The organism is Mycobacterium colombiense, assembly GCF_001665835.1.
Lineage (GTDB): Bacteria > Actinomycetota > Actinomycetes > Mycobacteriales > Mycobacteriaceae > Mycobacterium > Mycobacterium colombiense_A.
In genome coordinates this window covers 77234-100347 of sequence record NZ_LZSX01000032.1, presented here as the reverse complement: position 1 = coordinate 100347, position 23114 = coordinate 77234, and the positions used below count along the sequence as shown (strand labels likewise).

At 65.8% G+C, this 23114-nt stretch carries 18 protein-coding genes; 9 read left to right on the top strand and 9 right to left on the bottom strand.

The genetic code is table 11. The features are described from left to right. Positions 1–79 precede the first annotated feature (79 nt). Positions 80–1945, top strand: coding sequence for a putative bifunctional diguanylate cyclase/phosphodiesterase (locus A5760_RS07040; protein WP_064879085.1), 1866 nt, complete (start codon positions 80–82; stop codon positions 1943–1945). A gap of 7 nt (positions 1946–1952) precedes the next feature. Here the strand turns inward: A5760_RS07040 and A5760_RS07035 are convergent, their stop codons facing one another. Beyond that, positions 1953–2747, bottom strand: a complete 795-nt coding sequence (locus A5760_RS07035; protein ID WP_064879083.1) for an FkbM family methyltransferase — start codon at positions 2745–2747, stop codon at positions 1953–1955. Between the two features lie 387 nt (positions 2748–3134). On the opposite strand from A5760_RS07035, the gene A5760_RS07030 reads away from it, so the two are divergent. The 6 genes from A5760_RS07030 (at position 3135) to A5760_RS07005 (ending at position 11675) form a co-directional block, all read left to right on the top strand. Continuing rightward, the gene (locus tag A5760_RS07030) at positions 3135–4769 is read left to right on the top strand and encodes a hypothetical protein (RefSeq protein ID WP_064879081.1); all 1635 of its coding nucleotides are present in this window, start codon (positions 3135–3137) and stop codon (positions 4767–4769) included. Between the two features lie 195 nt (positions 4770–4964). Beyond that, entirely contained in the window at positions 4965–6428 is a 1464-nt protein-coding gene (locus A5760_RS07025; protein ID WP_064879079.1) for a polysaccharide biosynthesis tyrosine autokinase, read from the top strand. After that, positions 6425–7927 carry an O-antigen ligase family protein gene (locus A5760_RS07020; protein ID WP_064879077.1) on the top strand — a complete coding sequence of 501 codons (1503 nt, stop codon included), beginning with the start codon at positions 6425–6427 and terminating at the stop codon, positions 7925–7927. Before A5760_RS07025 ends, A5760_RS07020 begins: the two co-directional genes overlap by 4 nt. A 76-nt stretch (positions 7928–8003) precedes the next feature. After that, positions 8004–9020 (top strand): glycosyltransferase family 4 protein, encoded by a 1017-nt coding sequence (locus A5760_RS07015; protein WP_064879075.1) that lies wholly within the window; start codon positions 8004–8006, stop codon positions 9018–9020. Positions 9021–9036: 16 nt separating this feature from the next. After that, positions 9037–9963 carry an aldo/keto reductase gene (locus A5760_RS07010; RefSeq protein WP_064879294.1) on the top strand — a complete coding sequence of 309 codons (927 nt, stop codon included), beginning with the start codon at positions 9037–9039 and terminating at the stop codon, positions 9961–9963. Further along, positions 9960–11675, top strand: a complete 1716-nt coding sequence (locus A5760_RS07005; protein ID WP_064879073.1) for a GMC oxidoreductase — start codon at positions 9960–9962, stop codon at positions 11673–11675. Before A5760_RS07010 ends, A5760_RS07005 begins: the two co-directional genes overlap by 4 nt. A 29-nt stretch (positions 11676–11704) precedes the next feature. On the opposite strand, the gene A5760_RS07000 is transcribed toward A5760_RS07005, so the two are convergent. Together A5760_RS07000 and A5760_RS06995 are read right to left on the bottom strand one after the other, a co-directional pair. Further along, complete coding sequence (locus A5760_RS07000; RefSeq protein ID WP_064879071.1) at positions 11705–12580, bottom strand: hypothetical protein; 876 nt, start codon at positions 12578–12580, stop codon at positions 11705–11707. After that, positions 12577–13701: a Gfo/Idh/MocA family protein gene (locus A5760_RS06995; RefSeq protein WP_064879070.1), complete on the bottom strand. Its 1125-nt coding sequence runs from the start codon at positions 13699–13701 to the stop codon at positions 12577–12579. Before A5760_RS06995 ends, A5760_RS07000 begins: the two co-directional genes overlap by 4 nt. A 477-nt stretch (positions 13702–14178) precedes the next feature. Here A5760_RS06995 and A5760_RS06990 point away from each other — a divergent pair, with 477 nt between their 5' ends. Continuing rightward, positions 14179–14634 carry a polysaccharide biosynthesis protein gene (locus tag A5760_RS06990; protein WP_064879068.1) on the top strand — a complete coding sequence of 152 codons (456 nt, stop codon included), beginning with the start codon at positions 14179–14181 and terminating at the stop codon, positions 14632–14634. Then, positions 14631–15116 (top strand): glycosyltransferase, encoded by a 486-nt coding sequence (locus A5760_RS06985; protein WP_064879066.1) that lies wholly within the window; start codon positions 14631–14633, stop codon positions 15114–15116. Before A5760_RS06990 ends, A5760_RS06985 begins: the two co-directional genes overlap by 4 nt. An 11-nt stretch (positions 15117–15127) precedes the next feature. On the opposite strand, the gene A5760_RS06980 is transcribed toward A5760_RS06985, so the two are convergent. From A5760_RS06980 to A5760_RS06955, 6 genes are read right to left on the bottom strand one after another with little or no spacing between them, the layout of a single operon-like run. Then, on the bottom strand, positions 15128–16186 hold the full coding sequence (locus tag A5760_RS06980) for a glycosyltransferase (protein ID WP_064879064.1): 1059 nt from the start codon (positions 16184–16186) through the stop codon (positions 15128–15130). After that, positions 16183–18042, bottom strand: a complete 1860-nt coding sequence (locus A5760_RS06975; RefSeq protein ID WP_064879062.1) for a glycosyltransferase — start codon at positions 18040–18042, stop codon at positions 16183–16185. The genes A5760_RS06980 and A5760_RS06975 overlap by 4 nt, the downstream gene beginning before the upstream one ends. Further along, the gene (locus A5760_RS06970) at positions 18039–19502 is read right to left on the bottom strand and encodes an oligosaccharide flippase family protein (RefSeq protein WP_064879060.1); all 1464 of its coding nucleotides are present in this window, start codon (positions 19500–19502) and stop codon (positions 18039–18041) included. Before A5760_RS06970 ends, A5760_RS06975 begins: the two co-directional genes overlap by 4 nt. Before the next feature lie 11 nt (positions 19503–19513). Next, entirely contained in the window at positions 19514–21094 is a 1581-nt protein-coding gene (locus A5760_RS06965) for a sugar transferase (RefSeq protein ID WP_064879058.1), read from the bottom strand. Continuing rightward, positions 21079–21654 carry a dTDP-4-dehydrorhamnose 3,5-epimerase family protein gene (locus tag A5760_RS06960; RefSeq protein WP_064879055.1) on the bottom strand — a complete coding sequence of 192 codons (576 nt, stop codon included), beginning with the start codon at positions 21652–21654 and terminating at the stop codon, positions 21079–21081. Before A5760_RS06960 ends, A5760_RS06965 begins: the two co-directional genes overlap by 16 nt. A gap of 55 nt (positions 21655–21709) precedes the next feature. Beyond that, positions 21710–22933: a PPE family protein gene (locus A5760_RS06955; protein WP_064879054.1), complete on the bottom strand. Its 1224-nt coding sequence runs from the start codon at positions 22931–22933 to the stop codon at positions 21710–21712. Positions 22934–23114: the final 181 nt, after the last annotated feature.

Below are 23114 nucleotides of genomic sequence, written 5' to 3'. Positions count from 1 at the left end.
GCAAACAGCCGAGCGAACTATCGGACCCCTTCGATGGGTATTCGGAAGGGTCGCCGTAAGTGCCCGTATCGGAGGACCCGTGCCGCGCAGCCTGGACTTGGTGGTCACCTCCGTCGCCACCCAGTTGATGGAGGCCACGGCGTCCACCGCGACCCAGGTCAGCGAAAAGGTTCTCGCGCAGCTCGTCGACCAGTTCGATGTGGACGCCAGCTTTCTGCGCCACCACGCCCAGGACGCCCCGGCCTCGGTGCGGGTGGCCGAGTGGCCACGGCGCACCGACGCCGCCGATCCGGATCCCGTGGCCGATCTCGAGCTGGACGGCGCCGACTCGGTGCTCGCCCAATGCGAGCGCGATCGCAAGCCGGTGGTGACCCGGCCGGATCAGCCCAACGGCTGGATTCGCCGCTCACTGAACCAGGGCAAGTCACCGGTCTCGCCGTCGCTGGCCGTCGCGCCGCTGGTGTCCGGCGACGCGACCACCGGTGTGCTCGGCTTCGTCAGGTTCGGCGCCCGCAAATGGAAACAAGAGGAGATCAACACGCTCGAGGCGGTCGCCGCACTGTTCGCTCAGCTGCAGGCCCGCATCGCCGCCGAGGAACGGCTCCGCCATCTCGCCGAACACGACGACCTGACCGGCGTCTACAACCGTCGCGCGCTGGTCGCGCATCTGACCGAACGGCTCGCGGCCGGCAGCCCGGGGCCCGTCGCGGTCTTCTACCTCGACCTCGACCGGCTCAAGCCGATCAACGATTACCTTGGCCACTCCGCCGGTGACTGGTTCATCAGGATGTTCGCGCAACGCATCGAGGAGTGCGCGGGAAGCCAGAGCATGATCGCCCGGCTCGGCGGCGACGAGTTCGTGGTCATCCCGCACCAGCCGATGTCCTCGGAGGACGCCGAGGCGTTCGCGCGTCGCCTGTCGGCGATGTTGTGCGGTCGCCTCACCATCGGCGGTCACGTGATCAGCCGGACGGTCAGCATCGGGCTGGCGGTGGGCACGCCCGGGACCGACGACTGCGCCGACCTGCTCCGGCGAGCCGACGAGGCCGTGCTCACGGCCAAGCGCGCCGGCGGCAACCAGACCGCGGTTTCCACCGACGACATGTCGCTGAAACGGGCCTTCCGCAACGACATCGAGCTGCACCTGCAGGGCGACATCGAAAGCGAAGGCCTGCTGCTGCACTACCTGCCCGAGGTCGACCTGTGGACCGGCGCCATCGTCGGCGCCGAGGCGCTGGTGCGGTGGCGTCATCCGGTGCGGGGACTGCTGTTGCCCGACGCGTTCATCGGTGTCGCCGAATCGACCAACCTGGCCGCGGAATTGGGCCGGTGGGTGATGCGCAGCGCCTGCGCCGAGTTCAGCGGATGGCGGACCAACGGTGTCGGGCAGGGCGCCATGCTGCGCATCAACGTGTCACCCATTCAGCTGATCAGCCGCGGTTTCGTGGAAAGCGTCGCCGACACCATCGGCGAGTTCGGCATCGATGCCGAGTCGGTGTGCCTGGAGATCACCGAGCGGGCGGTGGTGCATGACATCGACACCACGCGAAAGACCTTGGCGGAGCTCAAGGAAGTGGGCGTGCAGATCGCCATCGACGACTTCGGCACCGGTTATGCCGTTTTGTCCCACCTGAAATCCCTTCCGGTGGACATGCTCAAGATCGATGCCGGGTTCGTGCGTGACGTGGGCACCAACGCCGGTGACCTGGCCATCGTCCGCGCGATCATCGGGCTGGCCGAGGCGTTTGACCTGGAAGTGGTCGCCGAAGGCGTCGAGACGCCCGCTGCCGCACTGACTTTGATGCAACACGGCTGCCACCGGGCGCAGGGCTTCCTGTTGTCGCGCCCGATCCCCAGTGATGCGATGGAAGCGTTACTGTCCGCGCGCTGGATGCCGATGCCGTTTCTGGCCGATCGCGAGTCGTCGTCGATGGGGTCGATCTAGCAGCCGCTCAGACATTCTCGGGCAAGAAGACGAAATTGTTGACGTAGATGCCGCGGCCCGCCCAACCGTCTTCCTGGCTGCCGACGTTGGCCGGATCCTGATGCCGGACGGGGTCGAAGTCTGCAATCGGCCGGCGAACGCCACCGAGGTCGAAGTAACCCACGTAGCCGAGGCCATGCAGGAGCCCGGTGATCTCGGCGACGGAATTGGGGTGATGGCGTTCCTCGGCCTCCACCACAATCGCGGGGCGGTGGTGTGTGAGTGTCTCTGTGGCGCCGTGCAACACGGCGAGTTCATGGCCCTCAACGTCGATCTTGATCAGGCCGATGTCCCCTAACCGCAGATCGTCGAGGCGTCTGACCGGCACGCCGATGCTCTGAATTTTGCCGCCATTCACGTCGCCCAGTGTGTTGCCGGCCTCGATTGTGCTGCGGCCCGGCTCGGATCCGACCACCCGCATGGTCATCACGCCGGGCTCATTCGACAAAGCCACCGCCTCCACCTGCACCGCGGCGCCGACCGCGTCAAACATCGACGCGAGATCGCGGGCCTGGGTCGGCCGCGGTTCGAATGCGATCACTGATCGTGACGACGCCAGCATCGCGATCGTGAACTCGCCGAGATCGGCTCCGATATCCAAGGAGATCCGGTGTGGATCGCACAGCGAGGCCACCAGCTGTATATCCGGGCGGGATTGCCCCAGGCGTTGCAGGATGCGGAATTTTCGCCGCCAGAACCTGCGCGGTGCGAGTTTCTTAACCGCGGGTGCGAGCCGACGTTTGACCGAGCCTGCGACAGCCATCTTCGGTGATCTCCTGCCCGATTTGCGAGCCATCAGCTTAGTCGACGCGCCGGCGGGGACGTGTGCGATGTAAGAAGCGACTCCTGCAAAACGGCGTGCCTCAGGAAAGGCACCCGGATTTGCCGGTGCGGCCCGGGTGTGGGCTATAGCCTGTTGTAACCCTTGACATCCCGCACCACCACGAGACGTCAGTCAACGGGGCAACGGCGGTAGGAAACGCGAACCACCAGAGAGGTAGCAGTCGATGCGTTTGATCCAGACGGTGCATGCCGGCCGGTGCATGCCGATGTCGTTACTCGCCTACCGCGAGCCGTTGTCGCCCAACGTGGTCTAGCGAAAGAAATCATGGTCCGGACAAACCGACAACGGGACATCTTTATCGTTGGCGTGTGCCTGGCGCTGGTGCTGAGCGGATGCGGTCGTGGCAGTGACCCGTCGCCGCTGACCACGATTGGCAGTCCGGCCATACCGTTGTCGGTACAGGACGTATCGAATCCGCTGCGTGGTCAGTATGAAGATCTCTTACAACCGCTGTTCCCGCAAGGCAATCGCGTGCAGCATCGCTATCCGGCGTGGCCGGCGTCGTTTGACGCCAGCCTGCGTGTCCCGTGGCGACAGTTGCAGCCCACCGACCCGAGCACGCTGCCACCGGACGCTCCTGATGATCGCAAGTTCGACTTCAGCGTGATCGATGACGCGCTGGCGAAGCTGGCCAGTCGCAACATGCGGCTGACCCTGCGTGTGGTCGCCTACAACTCCTGTTGCGACAACACCTATGCGAACAACACCAACATCGCCATGCCCGACTGGATGCGCTCCGCGGCCACCAATTACACCGGTCCGCAACGCTATTGGTGGACATCCGGAGTGACACAGGTCGTTCCCAACTGGAATGATCCCAACTACCTGAATGCTTTCGGTCAGCTCTTGGGCGCGCTGGGCCGCCGTTACGACGGCGACGAGCGGCTGAGCGTCTTTGAGTTCTCCGGTTACGGCGATTTCAGCGAGAATCACATCTCGTATCTGCGCGACACGCTGGGTGCGCCGGGACCTGCACCTGACGAGAGCGTCGCCAAACTCGGGTATTACAGCCAGTTTCGCGACCAGAGCATCACCGCCGAATCGATCCGGCAGCTGGTTGCGGCGACCGTAAATGCCTTCCCGCATACACAATTGGTGACGACGGCGCTGAACCCGGAGATTGTCCGTCAACTGATCGCCGACGATGTCACGAAGAAACTGTCCGCACCGGTGGGCATCCGCGCGGATTGCCTCGGGGTCCAGGCGCCGCTTCCCGCATGGGCGGAGAAGGATGGCTCGCACTATGTGCAGTCGAAGGATCCACTGGTCAGCGCGTTGAAAAGCCGAATGGCCTCGGCCCTGGTGATCACCGAATGGTGCCAGCTGCCCGACGGCACCGATCCACGGACCTATTACGAAAGGGGCCTGGACGACGTGGTCAAGTACCACGTGTCGATGACATCGAGTTACAACTTCCCGGCCGTGGATTCCACCACACCGATGGACCACGCGTTATACCTGCTGTGGGCACACGCGAACGTCGTCGCCGGATACCGGTATTCGGTAGAGGCGGGGCAGGGGTCGCAATCGGTGAGCGAGGGAAAGGCGACGCTGACGGTTACCTGGACGAATTTCGGCGCCGCCGCGGCAACGGAGAACTGGATCCCGGGCTACCGGTTGGTCGATTTCTCGGGGGCGGTGGTCCGTTCGCTTCCGGCGACGGTGGCGCTGAAGTCGTTAATCCAAGGACAACTCGGAGACGGCTCCCGCAAGGACCCCGTCCCGACCAGATCTACTGAGTCCGTTCACGTCGACTTGGCGGGCTTGGCGCCGGGGCACTACACGCTGTGCGCCTCGGTGGAATGGCAACAGCACAAGCCGGGCGCGTCGCATGTGGTGAACTATCCGCCCATGCGGCTTGCCCGCGGCGGTCGCGACGGCTCTGGATGCTATCCATTAGCGACGCTCGACCTGCCGCGCGATGCGCCGGCTGCCCCCTGATACTGCACGGCGGGCATGCCACTTCGCTTGCCGGTCCTGGCTTGCCGCTGAGAACCTGCCCGCACGGCAGCACTGCGATTTCGGCAATGCCCGGGTGATGATGCTGCATAATCTGCAGTGGATATGCGTGGCCGGTGCTGGGAAATCTGTATGACGCTATTTCGCGTCACAAGCTTCTGGAAAGGTTATTAGCCGATGGATTTCCGTACCTTCGTCCGGATACTCGGCGCGCACTGGAAGCTCGCAATCACCGCGCTGCTGGCCTGCACGATCGGCGCCGCGTTCGTTACGGCGTTGCAGACGAAGCATTACCAGTCTTCGGCCACGGTCCTCATCTCCTTCTCGGGTGCGACTGATCTGAATGAGCTGTACAGCGGCACGGAGGCTGCACAAGAACGGTTGTCGTCGTACGCCCAAATCGCGGGCGGACACATCGTGGCCGAGCGCGCAATACGCCAGCTCCAACTCCCGACCAGCGCCGACGATTTGCTGAGTCAAACCCAAGTGAAATACACGCCGAAATCCGTGCTCTTCACGATCAGCGTCAAAGACACCGATCCGGCGCGCGCCGCCGCGCTGGCGGGTGCCATGGCGAATCAGTTCAGCGCGATCGTTCCCACGCTCAGTCCGGCTCTGGGTCCGACCGGTGCCGGCCAACCGGTGACCGCTGGAACGCGGCCCGAGGGCGTTGAGACAACCGCGCCGTCGGGACAGCCCTCGGACATGCCGGTCTCTGCGCAGCCCACGGGCAAGCCGATACCGGTGGCCCGGGCGACAGTGGTCGAGCCGCCCCGCGTACCGAGAATTCCCGTTTCGCCGGTGCCGATGCGAAACATGGCGATCGGGTTTATCGCCGGAGTGCTGCTTGCTATCGCGGTCGCGCTAACCCGCGAGGCCGGCGATCGCACCATCCGCACCCGCGAGAAGCTCGAAGGAGTCTCGGGGCTGCCGACTTTAGCGGAGCTGCCCGGAAAGCGGGGCACGGTTCCGCGGTTCGGCACCGACGCCGCATCCGACGATGCCGTGCGCGGCATGCGCACCCGGTTGCTCAGGGCGATAGGGCCCGACGCTCGCCGGGTGCTGGTGACCGGGCCGTTCGGCGGCGAAGGCGCGACGACGACAGCGATGAACCTTGCGCTCGCCCTCGCCGAAATGGGTGAAGACACACTGCTTGTCGAGGGCGACAGCCGCCGACACGTGCTCGCCGGATTGCTGAGGGTCGAATCGGGCGAGGGGCTGGGCAACGCGTTGGCCAACCCCGACATCGCCAGCGAAGCCGTGAAGCCGACACCGATCTCCAGGCTGTTCATTCTGGCGTCCAGGTCCGCGCGCCGCGAAAGTTTGCCTGCCAGCGCCTATTTGCCGGAAGTGATCGACCGAGTCCTGCAAGAGCTGTCGTCACGCTTTGATCGGATCGTCGTCGACGGCCCGCCGGTCCTCGCCACGGCCGACGCCGGCCTGTTGGCCGGCGCCGTCAACGCGACGGTGGTAGTGGTGCGGGCGCGGCGCACCACCGCCGACGAACTCCAGGACGCACTGACCGCCCTGCGCTCGGCGGGGGCGCAAGTTGTCGGCACCGTACTCGTCGACGCGCGTCAGTCGTTGCACATCAGGGCCGCCGACCGCGCCTATCGGTCAAAGGCCAGCGGGTCGGCGTGAACCTCTACCTGCGGGCTCGTCATCGCCTGGCAGTGGACGGAACTCTGCTCGCGATCTTCGTGTTCGGGTGCTTCGTGTTCGGCGTGCTCTCGGTGCGCCGAACCACCGAGGGAGTGCTGCTGACTGCCGCGTTGTTCTGCGTGGTCGTGTACTGGGTGAAGCCCGAAGGGATGGTGGCGGTCACGCTGTTCGGGGCCTTCGCGGCGCTGCCAGAAGGGTTGCACGTCGGAAAAGTCTTTGGCCCAGTGACGATTTATGCGTATCACGTGGCCGCGTTGCTTGCCATCTGCTATCTGATCCCATCCGTGAGACCGCGATCGTACGATTTCGTGTTGCCGGGGCTTTTGGTGCTCACGGTGGCGTGGTCCACCATCACCGGATTCGAAACTGGAAACGCTGACCTCGTGGTGATGCGTGAATCGACCACCATGATCGAAATGGCCATCGGTTTCGTGTTGGCGCTACTCGTTGTCTACGGCGGCCACGTCAAATTCTCGATCCGGGTGATGATTGCGATCCTGTGGTTTTCGGCGGGTATGGCGATTGTGAGCTCGCTGTTTGCCATCCGGCTGGCCGGCCGGTCGGAAAGTCTGGAAGGGACCACGGGCGCCGGCCAGGCCGTTCGGATCATCCTGTCCACGCAAACGCCGGCCACCGCCATTTTGTCCGCGCTGGTCGCCGCCCCGATCGTCGGGCGCGTCAGGCCCGCAATGTATCTCGCGTTGGGCCCACCGGCGCTGAGCATTTCGCTGTTGTCTTTCTCCCGCAACACGCTGATCTCGATGGGGGTGGCGGCCGGCGTAGCTCTACTCGGGAGCTTGAGCTGGGTAGCGATGCGGCGCACGGTGGCGGCCGCTGCGGTTGGCCTGGCCGTGATCGCCGTGACGGTGCCCGGATCGCTGTTTTTGTTGCAACGCTCGAAGACCGGGGCATGGCTCAGCGATCAGTACGCCGCCTTCAATCAGCGCGTGCTGGGCGGGGTGTCGTCAAGCGCACTGGCGGTGGACGATTCGGCGCTGGAACGACTGCGCGAAATCAACCTGCTCAAGGAGAGCATCGCTCGCGCCCCGGTGTTCGGCCACGGGCTGGGCTACGTGTATCAACCCCCTACCGGGGACGACGAGTTCCATCTCTACCTGTATCCCGCCTATTCCCACAACTTCTACCTCTGGTGGTTAGCCAAGGCCGGGGCTTTGGGCATGGCGGTGTTCGCGCTATTCGCGCTCACGCCGGTCATATTGGCGCTGCGATGTGCGCCGGGACCGGCGAAAATCAGCGCGGCGGTCGCCGCCGGTCTCCTGGCGATATCTGCCGTGTGGCCATTGCCGGAGATGCCGATGGACGCACTGGGATTGGGCCTGGCGTTGGGTGCCGCGATGGGTTTCGCCGGCCTGCGGCGCAGGAGTGGTGACCAGAGCCCGGCCGTCGTCGACCCCGTGTCGACTCCTACGCCCGGGCCGACCGCTCATGCCGATGCCGGCACCGCTACGTCCACCTGATCGAGCTCGTGCTGACCGTCTTTTCTCCCATGCCCACCCGTAACTTGCGGGTGCGTGGCTTCGCAGCGGACCGAACATGATCGCGGTAACGCACGTGGGGCCCGACATGTACAGCGTCGGCGGGACGCAGTCCGTGATCCGGACCATCCGCGACAACGGGATTGGCGCGGACGATATCCGCGTCCTTTCGACATGGTCGGGTCCGCACCAGCACCTGAGGAGCCTTATTCTCACGGCGCGCGCCGGCCTTGTTCTGGCGGGGCGCGCCCGCACGGGCATCGTTCACTTCCATATGTCCAATGGCGGAGCGTGGTTGCGGGAAGGTTCGTTGATCCGGCTGGCCAGAGCGCGCGGCCTCCGAGTGATCGTCACCCTGCACGGCTCGGACTTTCCCGAGTTCGCCCGAGCGCATCCCCGCTTTGTGGTTTCCACGTTGAAGCACGCGGACCACGTGATCGTCCTGTCACAGGAAGCACGCGTCGTCGTTGCCGAAGTAGCGCCCACTGTGGCGGTCACCGTCGTGGCCAACCCGATCGCGATCGATCGAGATGCTCCCGGCGCCGGCACGACGCCGCCCGTGGTGCTTTTCGCAGGCACCATCGGACAGCGCAAAGGTGTCGACAAGCTCGTTGCGGCCTGGCAATTACTTCTCGCCGAGGGCATCGAAGGGCGTTGTCGCATAGTCGGTCCCATCGACGACTATGTTCCGCCCCGCATAGAACGGCTGACCGTCGAAGACCCGCTACATCCCGATGGCGTGCGTGAGCTGCTCCGGTCGGTACGCGTGGTTGTGCTCCCGTCCTTTGCCGAGGGCATGCCGATGATCCTGACCGAGGCACTGGCCGGCGCGCGACCGTTTGTGGCAACTCCTGTCGGCGGCACCGCCCAGATTGCACCAGACCCGAGCATGCTCGTTCCGGTCGGCGACGTGCCGGCGTTGGCGGCGGCGATCGGGCGGTACCTGCGCGATCCAGACCTGGCCGAGCGTGACGGGCGGCGCGGGCAGGAGCACGTCGCCGCCACCCGGAGCCCCAGGGTCATCGATGCGCAACTGCGCCAGATCTACGAGGGCTGTGGCATTGCGGCGAGTTGAACTCCAGGGACCGCAATTGACGGTCAGCGCAATCGGTTTCGGATGCGGCTCCCTGATGCAGTCGCCCTCCCGGAAAGAGCGGATGGCAGTACTGGCCAGCGCACTGGCCGGTGGTATCACCCATTTCGACACCGCGCGGATGTACGGCCTGGGTAGGGCAGAGGCAGAGCTGGGGTTGTTTCTGCGCACGGTCGAGCGTGAGACCGTGACTATCGCTACCAAGTTCGGCATCGATGTGGGCGGCGCGGCGCGCCGCCTCGCCCGGTTCCAAAGCCCGGCAAGAGCTTTGCTCCGGAAAACGCCCACGCTCCGCCGCACCGTGAAGCGGCGCCACGCGCGGTCTGAGACCGCCCGCTTGTACGACGCGGCCATCGCGGCGCGCAGCCTCGACCAGAGCCTCGCGGCGCTCGGCGTCGACTATGTCGACATCCTGTTCGTTCACGCCCCGCGGCCCGGCGACACGGTGGCCGGCGATGAACTCCGCGAATTCTTCGAACGCGCCCGCCGGCAGGGAAAGATTCGCGCCTGGGGCGTCTCGCAGGATGAGGGGCTCGACGTGGATTTCGCTGGGACGTTCACGCCCGAAGGAGTAAGTCAGCTTCGCAGCGATCTCCTCAATCCGGCACCGCGGTCCGCCGACCTGGCCTTCGGCGTACTGAGCGGGCCGTACCGAAAACTCATGGCAGCGTTGCAGACCGACCAGGCTTTGGCGGGACGCTGGCGCGAGAGGCTGCAGACCGATCCGCTTGCTCCCGGCGCGCTTTCCACGCTGATCCTCGGATCATCCGCCGCCGCAACGGGTTGCCCAGCGATTCTTTACAGCAGTACCAGGCCTCAACGGGTCATCGAGGCCGCGTCGGCCGTCTCGTCGCCGCCGGACGCGGAAACCGTGTCGCGGTTCCTCGCTCTTGTCAAGGAGTTTCGAGAGGGAGCTGCCGCGTGATCCGCGGCGTGGCGGACTTCGCGCCCGACATGACGATCGAGACCGACGTGGCGATAGTCGGGGCCGGCCCGATCGGCATCGCGACAGCGCTCGAGCTGGCGGCGGCGGGCGTGCAGGTGACGCTGATCGAAAGTGGTCTTGAGCGCTTGGACCGGGCGGCGCAGGAGTTGTCGACGTTCGATTCGCGCCAGGATGACTATTTCCACTCGCGCAGTGAGCTCACCGTCCGCCGGCAGGTCGGAGGAACCTCGGCACTCTGGGGCGGCCGCTGTGTCAAGTTCGATCCCATCGATTTCGAGGCTCGGCCCATCACCGCGCAGGCGCCGTGGCCCATCGGGCATGACGACGTCGAGCCGTATCTCCAACGCGCCTGCGATTGGGCGGCGTGCGGCCGGGCGGCATTCAACGCGCGCAATATCCCTGAAATCGCGCACCGCGACATGATCGGTGGGCTGCCCGACGACAAGGTGCGCACCACAGACCTGGAGCGTTGGGCCCTGCCAACACGTTTCGGTCGCGAATACCGCACGGCATTGCGCGACACTTCCGGTCTCACGCTGTGGGCCGGTCTCACCTGCACCGAAATCGTGACGTCGCCGGCCGGTGACTGCGTCGATCACCTCGTGGTCAAGACGCTTGACGGCCGGCGGGGGAGAGTGGTCGCGGCGGACTACATCATCGCAACCGGTGGTTTGGAGGCCACCCGTCTGCTGCTGGCGTCGGACCGCCATCATCCTGGCGGGCTGGGAAATTCGGGCGGGCACCTGGGTCGGTGGTACATGGCTCACGTCGAGAGTCGGGTGGCGCGCGTGCAATTCACCACCGAGCAAGTCCGCTACGCGTACGAACGGGACAACGACGGTGTGTACGTTCGCCGGCGCTTCACCTTCGATCCGCAGCTGCTACGCGAATCCGGAATGCCGAACGCCGCAGTCTGGTTGGTGAATCCGCCGATCAGCGACCCGGGCCACGGAAGCGGGATTCTGTCGGGTGTCTATCTGACCCTCATCTCCCCGGTGGGACGATTCCTGCTCGCCGGGGCCATTCGTGAGGCGCACACCAAGACCGAGGGACCGCCGCGAATCGTCGCGCACCTGCGCAACATTGTGCGAGACCTGATCCCCTCGATCGGGTTCGCGATCGCGTTCTGCTACGCCCGGTTTCTCCGCAAGGGTAGGAAGGCGCCGGGATTTTTCGTCAAGAGCGCCGACAACCGCTACCTACTCCAGTACCACGGTGAGCATCTTCCGCACTGGGAAAGTCGCGTCGAGCTGACTGACGAGCGGGATGCTCTGGGCATGAGACGGATTCGCACCCACATGCACTTCTCCGAGGCCGATTACCAGAGCGTGCGCAAGGCCATCGTCGCGATCGACGAGCACCTTCGTCGCCACGGTGTGGGCTACGTGGAGTGGCTCACCGACGACGTCGAGGCCTCGGTGCGTGCGTTCATGGCGAAGCGAACCGGCTTCCATCAGGCGGGAACCACCAGGATGTCGCACTCGCCGCAGGACGGCGTCGTGGACCCGCAGCTGCAGGTACACGGGGTCCGCGGGCTGCACGTTGCGAGCACGTCGGTGCTGCCGACGTCTAGTCAAGCCAACCCGACACTCGTCGGGATCGCGTTGGGGGTACGGCTTGCCCAGCGCCTTGCGAACGCTCGAAAGGCAAGTGGCCCGCCCGAATTCGGGACACCCTCGAGCAGACACTGACCGAACGTGGCGCGCACCCGGCGCAGGAGTCACGTCGCCGTTTGCCACATGTCGTCGATGAGCGACTTCGTCTGCCGGATGTTGGCGCGGCTGGACGCGCCGAACACGATCGACTGGATCTGCGGTTGGCCGCAGACGTACTCGATCGCCTCGCGCGGCGGGATCGCGCCCGAGGCAAGGACGGACATCGCGATCAGCCGGCACTGGCGTTCGCGGACGGTTTTCTCGTAAAGCTCTACACCCCCGCACATCCGGAAGCCGATCTTGTTGAAATTGGCGCAGACGATCGGGTTTTCGATGCCTTGCCCATCGAGCGTATCGAGGAGCCTGGGCAGGTTCATCGTGATGAAACCCGGCTCGGCGCTGTACTTGAGCCTGACGTGGTCGGAGAACAGCCGGAAGACCTCGTCCATGCCGAGCCCGAGCAGCAGATCGGTGACCACGTTCTGGATGAAGATGATGGGCGTTGACATTCCGGCGAACATCTTCATCTCGGCATCGACCAAGAGCTGCATCAAGGGCTCGACGTCCTTGCTGGCGATCGCGACGCCGCCCTTGAACATCGATTTGACGGCCCCGTTGTCGGGCAAGAACTTTCGGAGCGCCTCGACGATTCCGAATTCGGTAACGGCATTGGCATATTTGTGCGCGTACGGCATGCACGGGTAGAAGACATAGTCGGGGTATTCGGTACGGTTCGCGCGGAAGTGATCACAGATTTCACCAACGCGGTCATGGGTGGTGCAAACGAACGTGCGGATGCCTTCCCGATAGGCGTCGTCCAGCGTCGCGAGCACAGCGGGAAGATGCTGGAAGCGGATCGCCTGGGCCCGTGCCTTTTCCTCGGACATGTGATTGACGCCGAAGAACTGGTTGTCACCGAAAAGCACGCGGTCCATGCTCACGATGCCTTCGAGGTTGCGAGTTTCTTGATGCGCGCGACGATCTCACGCCGGAATGCGCCGCGCGGGGATCCGTTCACGGCCCCCTGCGGCGGCGCCGCGGAGGTCGTCGTCCCCGTGCCGCGGGTGATCATGTCGACCACTCGATCGACGTCGAGCGCCGAGCGAAACGTGTTCTCGCCGTCCATCCGGTTCTGTTTCACACTGTCGGCGAAGTAGTCGATCTGCGCCGAATACTCCTCGCCGCGAAGGTAATACCAAACCTCCTCGGTGAGGTCGGTCGTGTATCGGATGGTCCAACCCTTGTCCAACCCGGGGAGCTGGGGGTGTGGCTCACGCAGGTAGATCTGGCACTCCTGGCGGTCAGCGGTGATACGGCCGTTGGTTCCCCACACCGACACCTTCGTCGACATCTTGCGGAAGCTTTCGTCGCTCCAGTTCACGCACAGCTGGCCGGTCGCACCGTCGGGGTAACGCATGGTGCAGTAGACCTCGTCGTCGACGTCGCGCGAGAAGACGCGGTGACGGACGACCCCGTCGACCGAATGCGGCACGCCGGCCACGAAGTTCATCAGATCGATGGCGTGGCAAGCGTAGTCGTAGAGGGCGCCGCCACCCTCGGCCTTCACGCCGCGCCATGTGCTTCCCTTTTCCCGAAGCACGACCGGGCCGTACGCTTCGGCGCGGACATGGTGGATGCGCCCCAGTGCGCCGCAAGCAACGATGCGCGCAGCCTCTTGGAAAGAACCGATGAAGCGGCAGTGATAGCCGACCTGGGTCACGAGCCGACGCGTCTCCGCCAGGGTCGCCAGGCGCTCGCCGTCCTTCACATCGAGCACGAACGGCTTCTCGCAGAAGACGTGTGCCCCAGCCGTCAGTGCCTTCTCGACAATCGGTGCATGCAGCCTCGACGGGACGGCGACCACAACCGCCTCGGCGTTGGTGGCCGCCAGCATCCGATCGAAGTCGTCGTAGCAGTTCAGGCCGGTGTATTTGGAGAGGACATCGCGCACATAGCCGGCCGAATCACAGATCCCCACCACGTCCAGGCCCGGGTGCATACGCAGGATCGCGAGATGTGACAGCCCCATTTTTCCGAGGCCGACCAGGGCCGTTCGAATCATTGTGTGCGCCTTTCACTCTTCGTTCGAATCCCGCGGCAAAGTGTGCAGCGAAGGGTGTCGAGCCGGATGGGCAGGAGAGGTTCCGCTTTGCTCACGTATTGGCGCCTTGTGCATGGATGCATCACGGCCGCCGCGCAGTCGATTGCTGCGCCGACGCCTATCAAGACATGCTGGCATCCCTGTCCTCGTACGCAGTGAGATCGCCTGCTTAGGGGCGCTCAACGCAACGATGATGACGTTAGCATCGGTGGGTGGTTGATTTCGGCGATCTCGTCGATCTTGTTGCCGTCGCCCTGAGGGGCGGCGACATCCGCCCGGTGTCGGCCGAGTTTCGTTGGTATATGCCAGAACGCGATTGAGGCGAGGCCGTGTTCATTACCATTGAGCTGCCGCCGCGCCTCGTGTGCCGAGGGGCGGGAGCGAAAGCTGTTGTCGTGCGGCCGAGTTTGGTCGCGAGCGCCTGAGATGAGGGAAGACATGGGCCGTCTGCTCCTCATCGCGTCCTCCGGCGGGCATATCTACGAAATGTTTTGCCTGCGGGAGTTCTGGCAGGACAAGGATCGGTTTTGGGTGAGTTTTCCAACCGCCGACGCCCGATACCTGCTGCGCGACGAGAAGGAGATTTACTGGGCGGCGCACCCCACCGTCCGTAGTGTCCCCAACCTACTGCGCAATCTGGTGCTGGCGTTGCGGCTGCTGATCCGCCACCGGCCCGCGATGATCCTGACCACCGGATCGGGTGTGGCCGCCCCCTTCCTCTGGCTGGCCTGGCTCTTGCGGATTCCCACCGTCTTCGTGGAGTCGATCACCCGCATCACCGAGCTGTCCCTCACCGCCCGGATGGTAAAGCCTTTCGCTTCCCGGTTTCTGGTGCAATGGCCCGAATTGGTCGACCGCATTCCCCGCACGGAATATCACGGGAGGATCGTGTGATCTTCGTGATCATGGGGATGGAGGTGCATCCGTTCGACCGGCTGGCGCGCGCGGTCGACGAGCTGGCCCGGGTCGGCACGTCCGGGGAGGACTTTTTCGTGCAGCTCGGCACTTGCGGCTACGAGCCGCGGCACGCCCGGTTCGAGCGCTTCCTGTCCTTCGGGGACGTTTGTGAACAGATTCGGTCCGCGTCGGTGGCCATCACCCACGCCGGCGCCGGATCGGCCTTGCTGTGTATCGAGCAGGGCAAGCATCCGGTGATGGTGCCCCGTCGCTCGCGGCTCGGCGAGCACGTCGACGAGCACCAGCTGCCGTTCGCCGAGAAGCTGGAGGCGGGCGGCCTGGCCACCGTGGTCCGGGAGATGGAGGAGCTTCCGGCGGCGATCGCGGCGACGCGGTCTCGGGTGGCACCCGCCGATGCGCTGGGACGGGCCCGCGAGCTGACCGGGTGGCTGGAGACGTTCTGGCGTGGACTGGCCTAGAGCGTTTCTGGTCAGCGCCGACCGGCCGTCACTTGTGCGATGACGTCCAGCAAGCGGTCCGCGACCAGGTCGACGGAGCATCGCTGCGCGTAGTGGCGCGCGGCCTCTGCTCCTTGCGCCGCCGCGACGTTCGGGTCGGCCAGGGCGTCGAACGCGGCGGCGAGCCCGGCAACGTCGTCGATACCGACGGGGGGACAACCCGACGGCTGGTACTCGGGCAGGGCACCGGCGGTGGACACGATCGGCATCACGCCCAATTGCATGGAGAGCACTTGCACGCCGCTTTGCGAAGCACGCCGATAGTGGGCGATCGAACCTTTCGCGGCGGCCAGCGCCGGGATGACGTCGGCGTAGCGGAAGCTGCCGTTGCGCCAGCGCGTGTGTTTGGGCAGGGCGGCCGCATCCAGTGGGCCGTCGCCGATGAGCACCAGGTTGTCTCCGCGCCAGCGGCCCCCGAGCACATGTCGCTGCCAGGCCTCCAGCACCACCTCGACGTTCTTGTACGGGTTGAGGCGGCCGAACATCACGAAATCACGGCGTCCTTCAGAACCCACGAACGGTGGGAGCCGGTCCAGGTCGAGGTCGCTGGCCAGAGGAACGACATGCACTGGCGTTCGGGCTATGTCGCGGCGCGCGGCGACGGCGGCCGCGACGTAGTCGCTGTAGGTGACGGTGGCCGCCGAACGGGCGCCCCAGCGGTCGAAGACCGCACGTTCGTAGGCCGGGGTCAGTTCGTCGGGATCGTGTGGCCGATCGTCGTGCACCACCTGGATGCGTGGGACTCGTCCGGCCAGCGCGATCCAGCGGGGATCCCGGACCAGTTCGGCTATCACGACGTCAGGCCGGTACTCGCGGGCGCGACGCCAGGCCTTCAAGGTCGGGAGCCAGCTTGCGGCCGTTCGGAATCGCGGGTCGAGCACCAATTCGTAATCGCGCGCGGCATCGGACTCCGGGTGCTGGTCGGAGGTCACCAACAGCACGTCGGCGCCGTGGCGCAGCAGCGCTTCGGCCTGCACGCGTACCGCCGGTCGTGTCCACGGCGAAAGCCAAAGTACCCGGGGCGAATTCACAGCACTGCCCCGATCGCATCGAGGTAGGCATCGGCCATTGCCTCGACCGTGTAGTGCTTGCGCATCCGCTCGTAGCCACGTCGTCCGATCGATGGCAGTGCACCCGGGTCCGCCAGGATTCGGGACAGCTGTTCTCGCCAGCCCGAGACCGACACGGGCTCGACGAGGAATCCGGCCCTGCCGAAATCCAGCATCTCCGGGACAGCGCAAACCGCTGACGCCGCAACCGGTATGGCTCGCGACATCGCCTCGAGAATCACCACCGGGAAGGCCTCGGAGCGGCTCGGCACGCACAGCAGATCCGCGTCGGCCAGTGCCGGCCCGGGCCCCGCCGACCATCCGCGCCACTGGACCCGCTCGGCCAGGCCGGGGGGCGTAGCCGTCTGCAGTCTCTCCCGATCGGGTCCGTCGCCGAAAATGGATAATCTCCAAGGTATCCCGTCGAGCTCGCTCAGCGCCTCGATCAGCAGATGGGGATTCTTGTGCTCGACGATGCGTGACAGCATCACCAGGTGTAGCGGCTCGCCGGCATTCCGATGCCGAGGGCTCGGTTCGCCGATGTCGACTACGCCGTTGGGTGCGATGAATCGCCTTCCCCGGAGCCGATGCTGTGCGATCAACATATCCCAATGTCGTTGTGCCAAAACGATAAAACCGTCGGCACGCCGCATCGCCGCGGTCAATGGCCGCGAGTAGATGGGCCGGCCCTCCTCTGGCGGGACATGCGGCGCAACCAGCCAGCGCCGGTTTGGACCGGCCGCGCGCCACAAACTACCGAATCCCACCTCAGTGTTGGTGTCGCCGGTGACGAGCACCGCCGGGCCCTTGGGGATGTCAACGATCGGCGCCCACCAGGGCTGGCGCACGACGCGCACGGCATCCGGGATCTCCGAAATCAGCGGGCCGAGCCGCTGAACGCAGACGATCGTGACCGGGAAGCCGCGGCGGACTAATTCCGTTGCCAGCAAGGCCTTTTGCCGCTCAGCGCCACCATAGACCAGGCGATTGGTGGTGATCACGATTGTCGGCAGGTCCGAGCGCCGGCTTCGTGCGGCTCTGCGTGCGTCGCGCTGTGGCCGCCGCAACCGGTCGAGCAGGGCGGTGGCGGCCAGATACGTGTCGGCCAGGTGCACACTCTTTTGATGCTCGAGCAGCAGCGCGGTGTCGGCCCGCCGCAAGTCCTGATCGCGCCGCGCGTGGCGCTCATCGGGCGGCGCCGTGGCGCGTTCGGCGCCGAGTTCGTCGGCCAGCTGGACGCTCCAGCCCGCCGCGCTGGCCCGGGCCTGCCAGTCCGCGGCCTCGCCGTAGCCGAAGAATTCTTCGTCGAAGCCGCCGATGGCGTTCCAGGCCGCGCGGTTGATCGCCAGAGCGGTTGCGCGCAAAAAGATCTGTGTCGGGCGCCGGGTTGCGACGCCCGATGGTGCCCGTCCGGGTTCAGTGCCGTCACGCACCTTTGGCGAAACCGCCGCTACCTGGGGCTGGCGGAGCAACTCCAGGGTGCGGGTGAGCGGGCCGAGCAGCCGGGCATCGGGATCCAGCACCAGCAGGTCTGCGTCGACGGGAGCGTGGTCCACCAGCGCGTTGCACGCCGCGGCGAAGCCGACGGTGCCCGGCCCCGATACCCATTGCACCGCAGGGTGTTTTGTGACCAGTTCGGCGTGCTCGGGATCGCCGGTGTTGTCGTAGACGTAGACCGGCAGCCCGGGCAATTGCTCGGCGACACTGCGCAGGCAGCGCTCCAGCGACTCGTTGCTGCGACGGTTCACGATCAGCACCGCCGAAGTGCGCGTAGTGGGCAGGTTGGTCGGGTCGCCGATCGGGCGCTTCAGATACGCCCGATCCGATGTGCGCTTCATGCCGCCAGCTGATTCGCGCGCAGGGAGGTCAAGCTCGACCAGCCGATCGGGCCGACGATCGCGCTGGTGGCCAGGTAGGCAGCGGCGGCGGCGATCAGAACCACAATGACGTGGTGCCCCGAAAGCAGCAGCGTCACAGCCACACTCGCTGCCGTGGGGATCAGCAATCGCAGCAAGAACATCACCGGCGTACGGTAGCCGCAGTGACGGCGCAACCACCAGGTGCTGACCACCATGTTGAAGAACTCCGTGCACACCAGCGCGACGCCTGGACCGACCGCGCCGTACCGCCCGGCGAGGCTGAGATTGAGTGCGACGTTGAGGACCAGGGTGGCCATGGTCAACCAGAACAAGATCCGCTGATGATGACTGGCGACCAATCCTTGGCCGAGGGTGCCGCCGACGAATCGCAGGGCCGCCGCGACGAACAGCAATGCCAGCGTCGGCGTGCCGCGAGCGACGAACGCGCTGTCGCCGAAGAACGCGATCAGTGGTCCTGACAGCAGCGCGCCCACCACCGCGACCGGCACCGCCACGAAGCACATCAGCTCGACGCTGCGACGCAGAAAGGCCGCGAACGCGGCGACGTCACGCGAAAACAACCCGGTGGCCGTCGATAGCGTCGACTTGTGAAAGATCAGCGAGACCACAATGGTGTTGAACGCGATCGTGAACGCCAGCCCGTACACCCCGACTTCGGAATGCGTGCTCAACAAGGACAGGATCACGCCGTCGGCGCGGCAGTACAGCAGGCCAACCACCAGGAAACCGATCAGCGGCAGGCTTTCCCGTAACAGGTCGGCCGCCTCCCGCGGTGCGAAGATCGGGCGCACCGAGATATGCCGCGTCGCCGCGGCGCCCTGGATCACCAGCTGCACGGCAGGTGGGATCAGCTGCGCGACGGCGAACCAAATGACGTCCGACCGCATCGCAACCAGGCAGGCGACCATGGCCAGGGTGCCCGTTCGGGCGGCGACGTCGGAGATGGCCACCGCCGAGAATCGGACGGTGGCCAGAAATACCGGCTCGAAGCGCGTCACCATGGTCTGCATCAGCAGCGCTCCCGAGAGCACGACGAGCATCACCCGCACCTCGGGGTCGCGATAGATGAGCAACCCGGAGACGGCGGCCAGCACCGCCAGCGGGACGCAATAGATCAGGGCCAGGCCGCTGTTGATGCGCACCAGGCGCTCGAGATCGCCGCGGCCGGAGGTCACCCGGCGCACGATCACCGTGGCGATGCCGAGATCGGCCAGGCTGGTCCACATGGCGATGAAAAGGACCGCTATGGAGAGTTGGCCATAGCGCCCGGGTCCCAGATAGCGAGCGGTCATGGCCACCGAGACCACCGAGGCCAGCATGCCCAGAGCCCGGCAGATCAACTGGATCGAGAACGCGTGAGCCATCCGCGTGAGCGGCACCGACGGCACCACCGCATCGGGTGCCGTCGGCTCGGTCATGGCTCGCGAGCCTAGTAGGCTCCGTGGCTTGTGATAACCGCTTTCACCGTCTTGGCGATAATCACCAGATCACCTGACATCGACCAGTTGTCGACGTACGACTGATCCAGCCGCACCGACTCTTCCCAGGACAGGTCCGAACGGCCGCTCACTTGCCACAGACCGCTGACTCCGGGCTTGACCAGCAGCCGGCGCTTCACGTCGTTTTCGTAGTTGTCGACTTCGCGTCGCAACGGAGGCCGCGGCCCGACGACGCTCATGTCACCCTTGAGGACGTTGATGAATTGGGGCAGTTCGTCAATGCTGTACCGGCGAAGAATCTTGCCGATGGGGGTGACCCGGGGGTCGTCGCGCATCTTGAACAGCATGCCGCCGGCACCCTCATTGAGCGACATCAGTTGCTCGAGCTGGGTGTCCGCCCCGTCGGTCATGGTGCGGAACTTCAGCATCGTGAAGGGCTTTCCGTCGACGCCGATGCGTTCGGACGGGTAGAAGACGGGTCCCTTGCTGGTCAGCTTGATGGCGATGGCAGCCGCAATGAGAAGCGGTGCGGTGGCGACCAGCGCCGCCAGGGAGAACAAGCAGTCGAAGGCCTGCTTCTGGAAGCGGTGCGCCCCTTCGTATTGCGGCTTGTCGACATGAAGCAGGGGCAGCCCCGCGGTGAGGCGCAGCGTCAAGCGCGCCGCGGTCACGTCCATCACGCCGGGAGACACCACCAGGTCGACGTCCATCGTCTCGAGCTGCCACATCAGCTCCCTGATTCCGTGCATCCCAAAGTGATCCGTCTGTGTCAGCGCCACCGTGTCCGCGCCGCAGCCGGCGATCGCGGTGGCCGCATGGGTCTGGTCGCCCAAGATCGGGATCTCCCGGCCGCCGATCGTCAGCGTGTTGCCGCGGGCCGGCCCGTAGCCGGGGATGCAGACACCGACCACGACGCAGCCGGCCAGCGGATTGCGGGCCAGTTCGTGCGCGAGGTGGGTCACCGCCTGGCGGTCTCCGATCGCCAAAACCCGGGTCTGGCAATGGCCTTCGGCGCGCTTGCGGTTGACGTGCTTGCGCCACCCGCTGCGGCTTCCCAGCAGCGCCAGCGTGCCGACGGGAAGCGCGATGGCCAGATAACCGCGGGCCAAATCGACCTTCGCGAGCAGCGTGACCATCGCGATGATTCCGAATGTCCAGAACGACGCGGTGCCGATCCGGCGGTACTCCTCGATCCCCGTGCCGATGACTCGCGTTGAGCGCGTTTGGAATACTGCGAGGGCCGACAGCCACAGCCCCGCGAAGAGGCAGGAGAACAGCGTCATCATCGGGTCCGAGTAGCCCGAGGTGTTGGCGATCTCGCCGAAGCGAACGTACTGGGCAAGCAACACCGAGGCGCAGACGATCACCGAGTCGCTGATGCGCAGGTTCTGCGAATAGTGTTCCTGCCAACGCCGTGAGACATTGCCGGCCGAAGGCAGCGGAGCGGCGATTGCCGGTGAGGCTTTGGTTTCGCCGCGGTGCAACGCGATCATGCCGGCAGGCCAGGGCTTCAGCGGTCGCCGGCTGGGCATGATGTCCACGGTGTTGCGAATCATTACCGACTGATGCATGTTGCCACCTGCTCCACTGGAACCAATCTGGGTTTGCGTGAGGGCCAGCTCGCGTCCCGCTCGGAGATGACCGTGACCGGAATCGGCCACGAGATGCCGAATTCGGGGTCGTCCCACCGGATCCCCTGCTCGTCGGCCACCACCCCGTACTGCCCGCTGACCTGGTAGCTGACTTCGGTGTCGTCGACCTGCGTCTGGAAGCCGTGGGCGACGTAGGGCGGCAGGTACAGCGTGCGGTGGTCGTCGGCGTTCAGCTCGACCATCAGGTGGTCGCCATAGGTCAGGGAGTCTGGGCGGACGTCGACCGCGACGGCGGCGATGGCGCCGCGCGTGCACCGGACCAGCATCGCCTCGGCGTGCGGCGGCACCTGGCGGTACAGCCCGCGCACCGTGCCGCGGGTGTAATTGAAGACGATATGGGTCTGCGTGACATCGAAATTCAGTCCGTGGTTGGCGAAGTCCCGGGCGCAGAACGAGCGTGAGGAAAACCCGCGATGGTCGCGACTGAGTTCGAGGTCGATGATTGTCACCCCGGCGACCTTGGTGGGCGTGTACTTCACTTACCGCTCCTTCTGTAACCGGGCCTGCAGAAAACCTTGTCGCTCATGCGATGGCTCACGCGTATCCGGCGGCCGGCGGGCGCGTCATTACAGTGGGGATAACGCCGTAGCGGGGCCCGAGACTTTTGCCCGTGGCGGCCGCGAGGCGGGGCAGCGAGCCCATGACGCTCGGCGGCACATTTGCGCCGGCAAGGTTGATGGCGGGCAGCGCCGACACGGCGCTGTTGGCGGCGGGTATCACGCTGGTCCAGCTCGCCGGCACCGCCAACGGGCCCAACGAAGCCGCGCTGCCGAGGCTGCCGAAGACGCCGGATCCGAGCGATCCGACCGATCCGAGCGCGCCCGCGCCGGAGCTCGCCGCACTGGCTGCCCCCGACGCCGCGGCCATGGCCCCGCTGCTGGCGGTATTCGCCAGGCCCTGCGCGGTTTGGGCCATGCCGAGGATCGAGGACATCCCGTACAACGGGGTCGCTGCCGCCGAGAAAGCGCTGGGAATGGCGCCAGGTATGCCCGATGCGAGGCCGGTCATGATCGACGAAGTGCTGGCGTCGGTTGCACTGGCCCCCGCGCCCCCGGCGGTCCCGTCAACGCCGCCGACCGTCTCGCTGAGGAGGGAGACGCTGGATTTCATCGGCGACGAAAGCTGGTGCAGCGTGGTGGGGACCTTGGACACCACCTGCGCGAGGTTCGCTTGCTCGCTTTGCGCGGTGACCCGCCCAACCGTCGCGGCCTGCTCGGCCATCCCGCTCTCGTTGGTCACGTGTGGGGCCGGGTTGAACGGGGTCACCGAGCACGCGGTCGCCGAGCCCGCGGCGTATTCGTACATCGCCCCCGCGTCCTGCGCCCACATCTCGCCGTACTCGGCCTCGGTGGCTGCGATCGCCGCCGTGTTCTGGCCGAAGAAGTTGGTCGCGACCAGCATTGCGAGCTGCGCCCGGTTGGCGGCGACCGCTGGTGGGGGGACGGTCATCGCGAACGCGGCTTCGTAGACCTCGACGGCGAGCCTGGCCTGACCGGCCGATTCCGCTGCCCGCGCGGCGGCTCCGGCGGTCCACGCCATGTAGGGCGCGAACGCGGAGGCCATCGTCAGCGACGACGGACCCATCCAGCGCTGGGTGGTCAGCCCCGCGATGACCGTGCGGTAGCAACTCGACGCGGCATGCAGTTCGGCGGCCAAGCCGTCCCACGCCACCGCGGCGGCGATCAGCGACAGCGGGCCGGGGCCCGTGTACATCCGTATGGAGTTGATCTCTGGCGGAAGCGCCCCGAAATCGATCATTTCAGACCGTGGCCGTCAGGCGGGCCGAGGCGGCGGTGGCGGTGGAGGGGGTGCAGGCGACCGTCGGTGCGTCGATAAACCGCAGGTCAGCCGTAGTCTGGCAGCCGGGTGCGACCTGTGACCAGCGGTTCGCCGTGACGAGCGACATGTGCTTCCCCTTATGCGGTGCAGACGGTCGAGA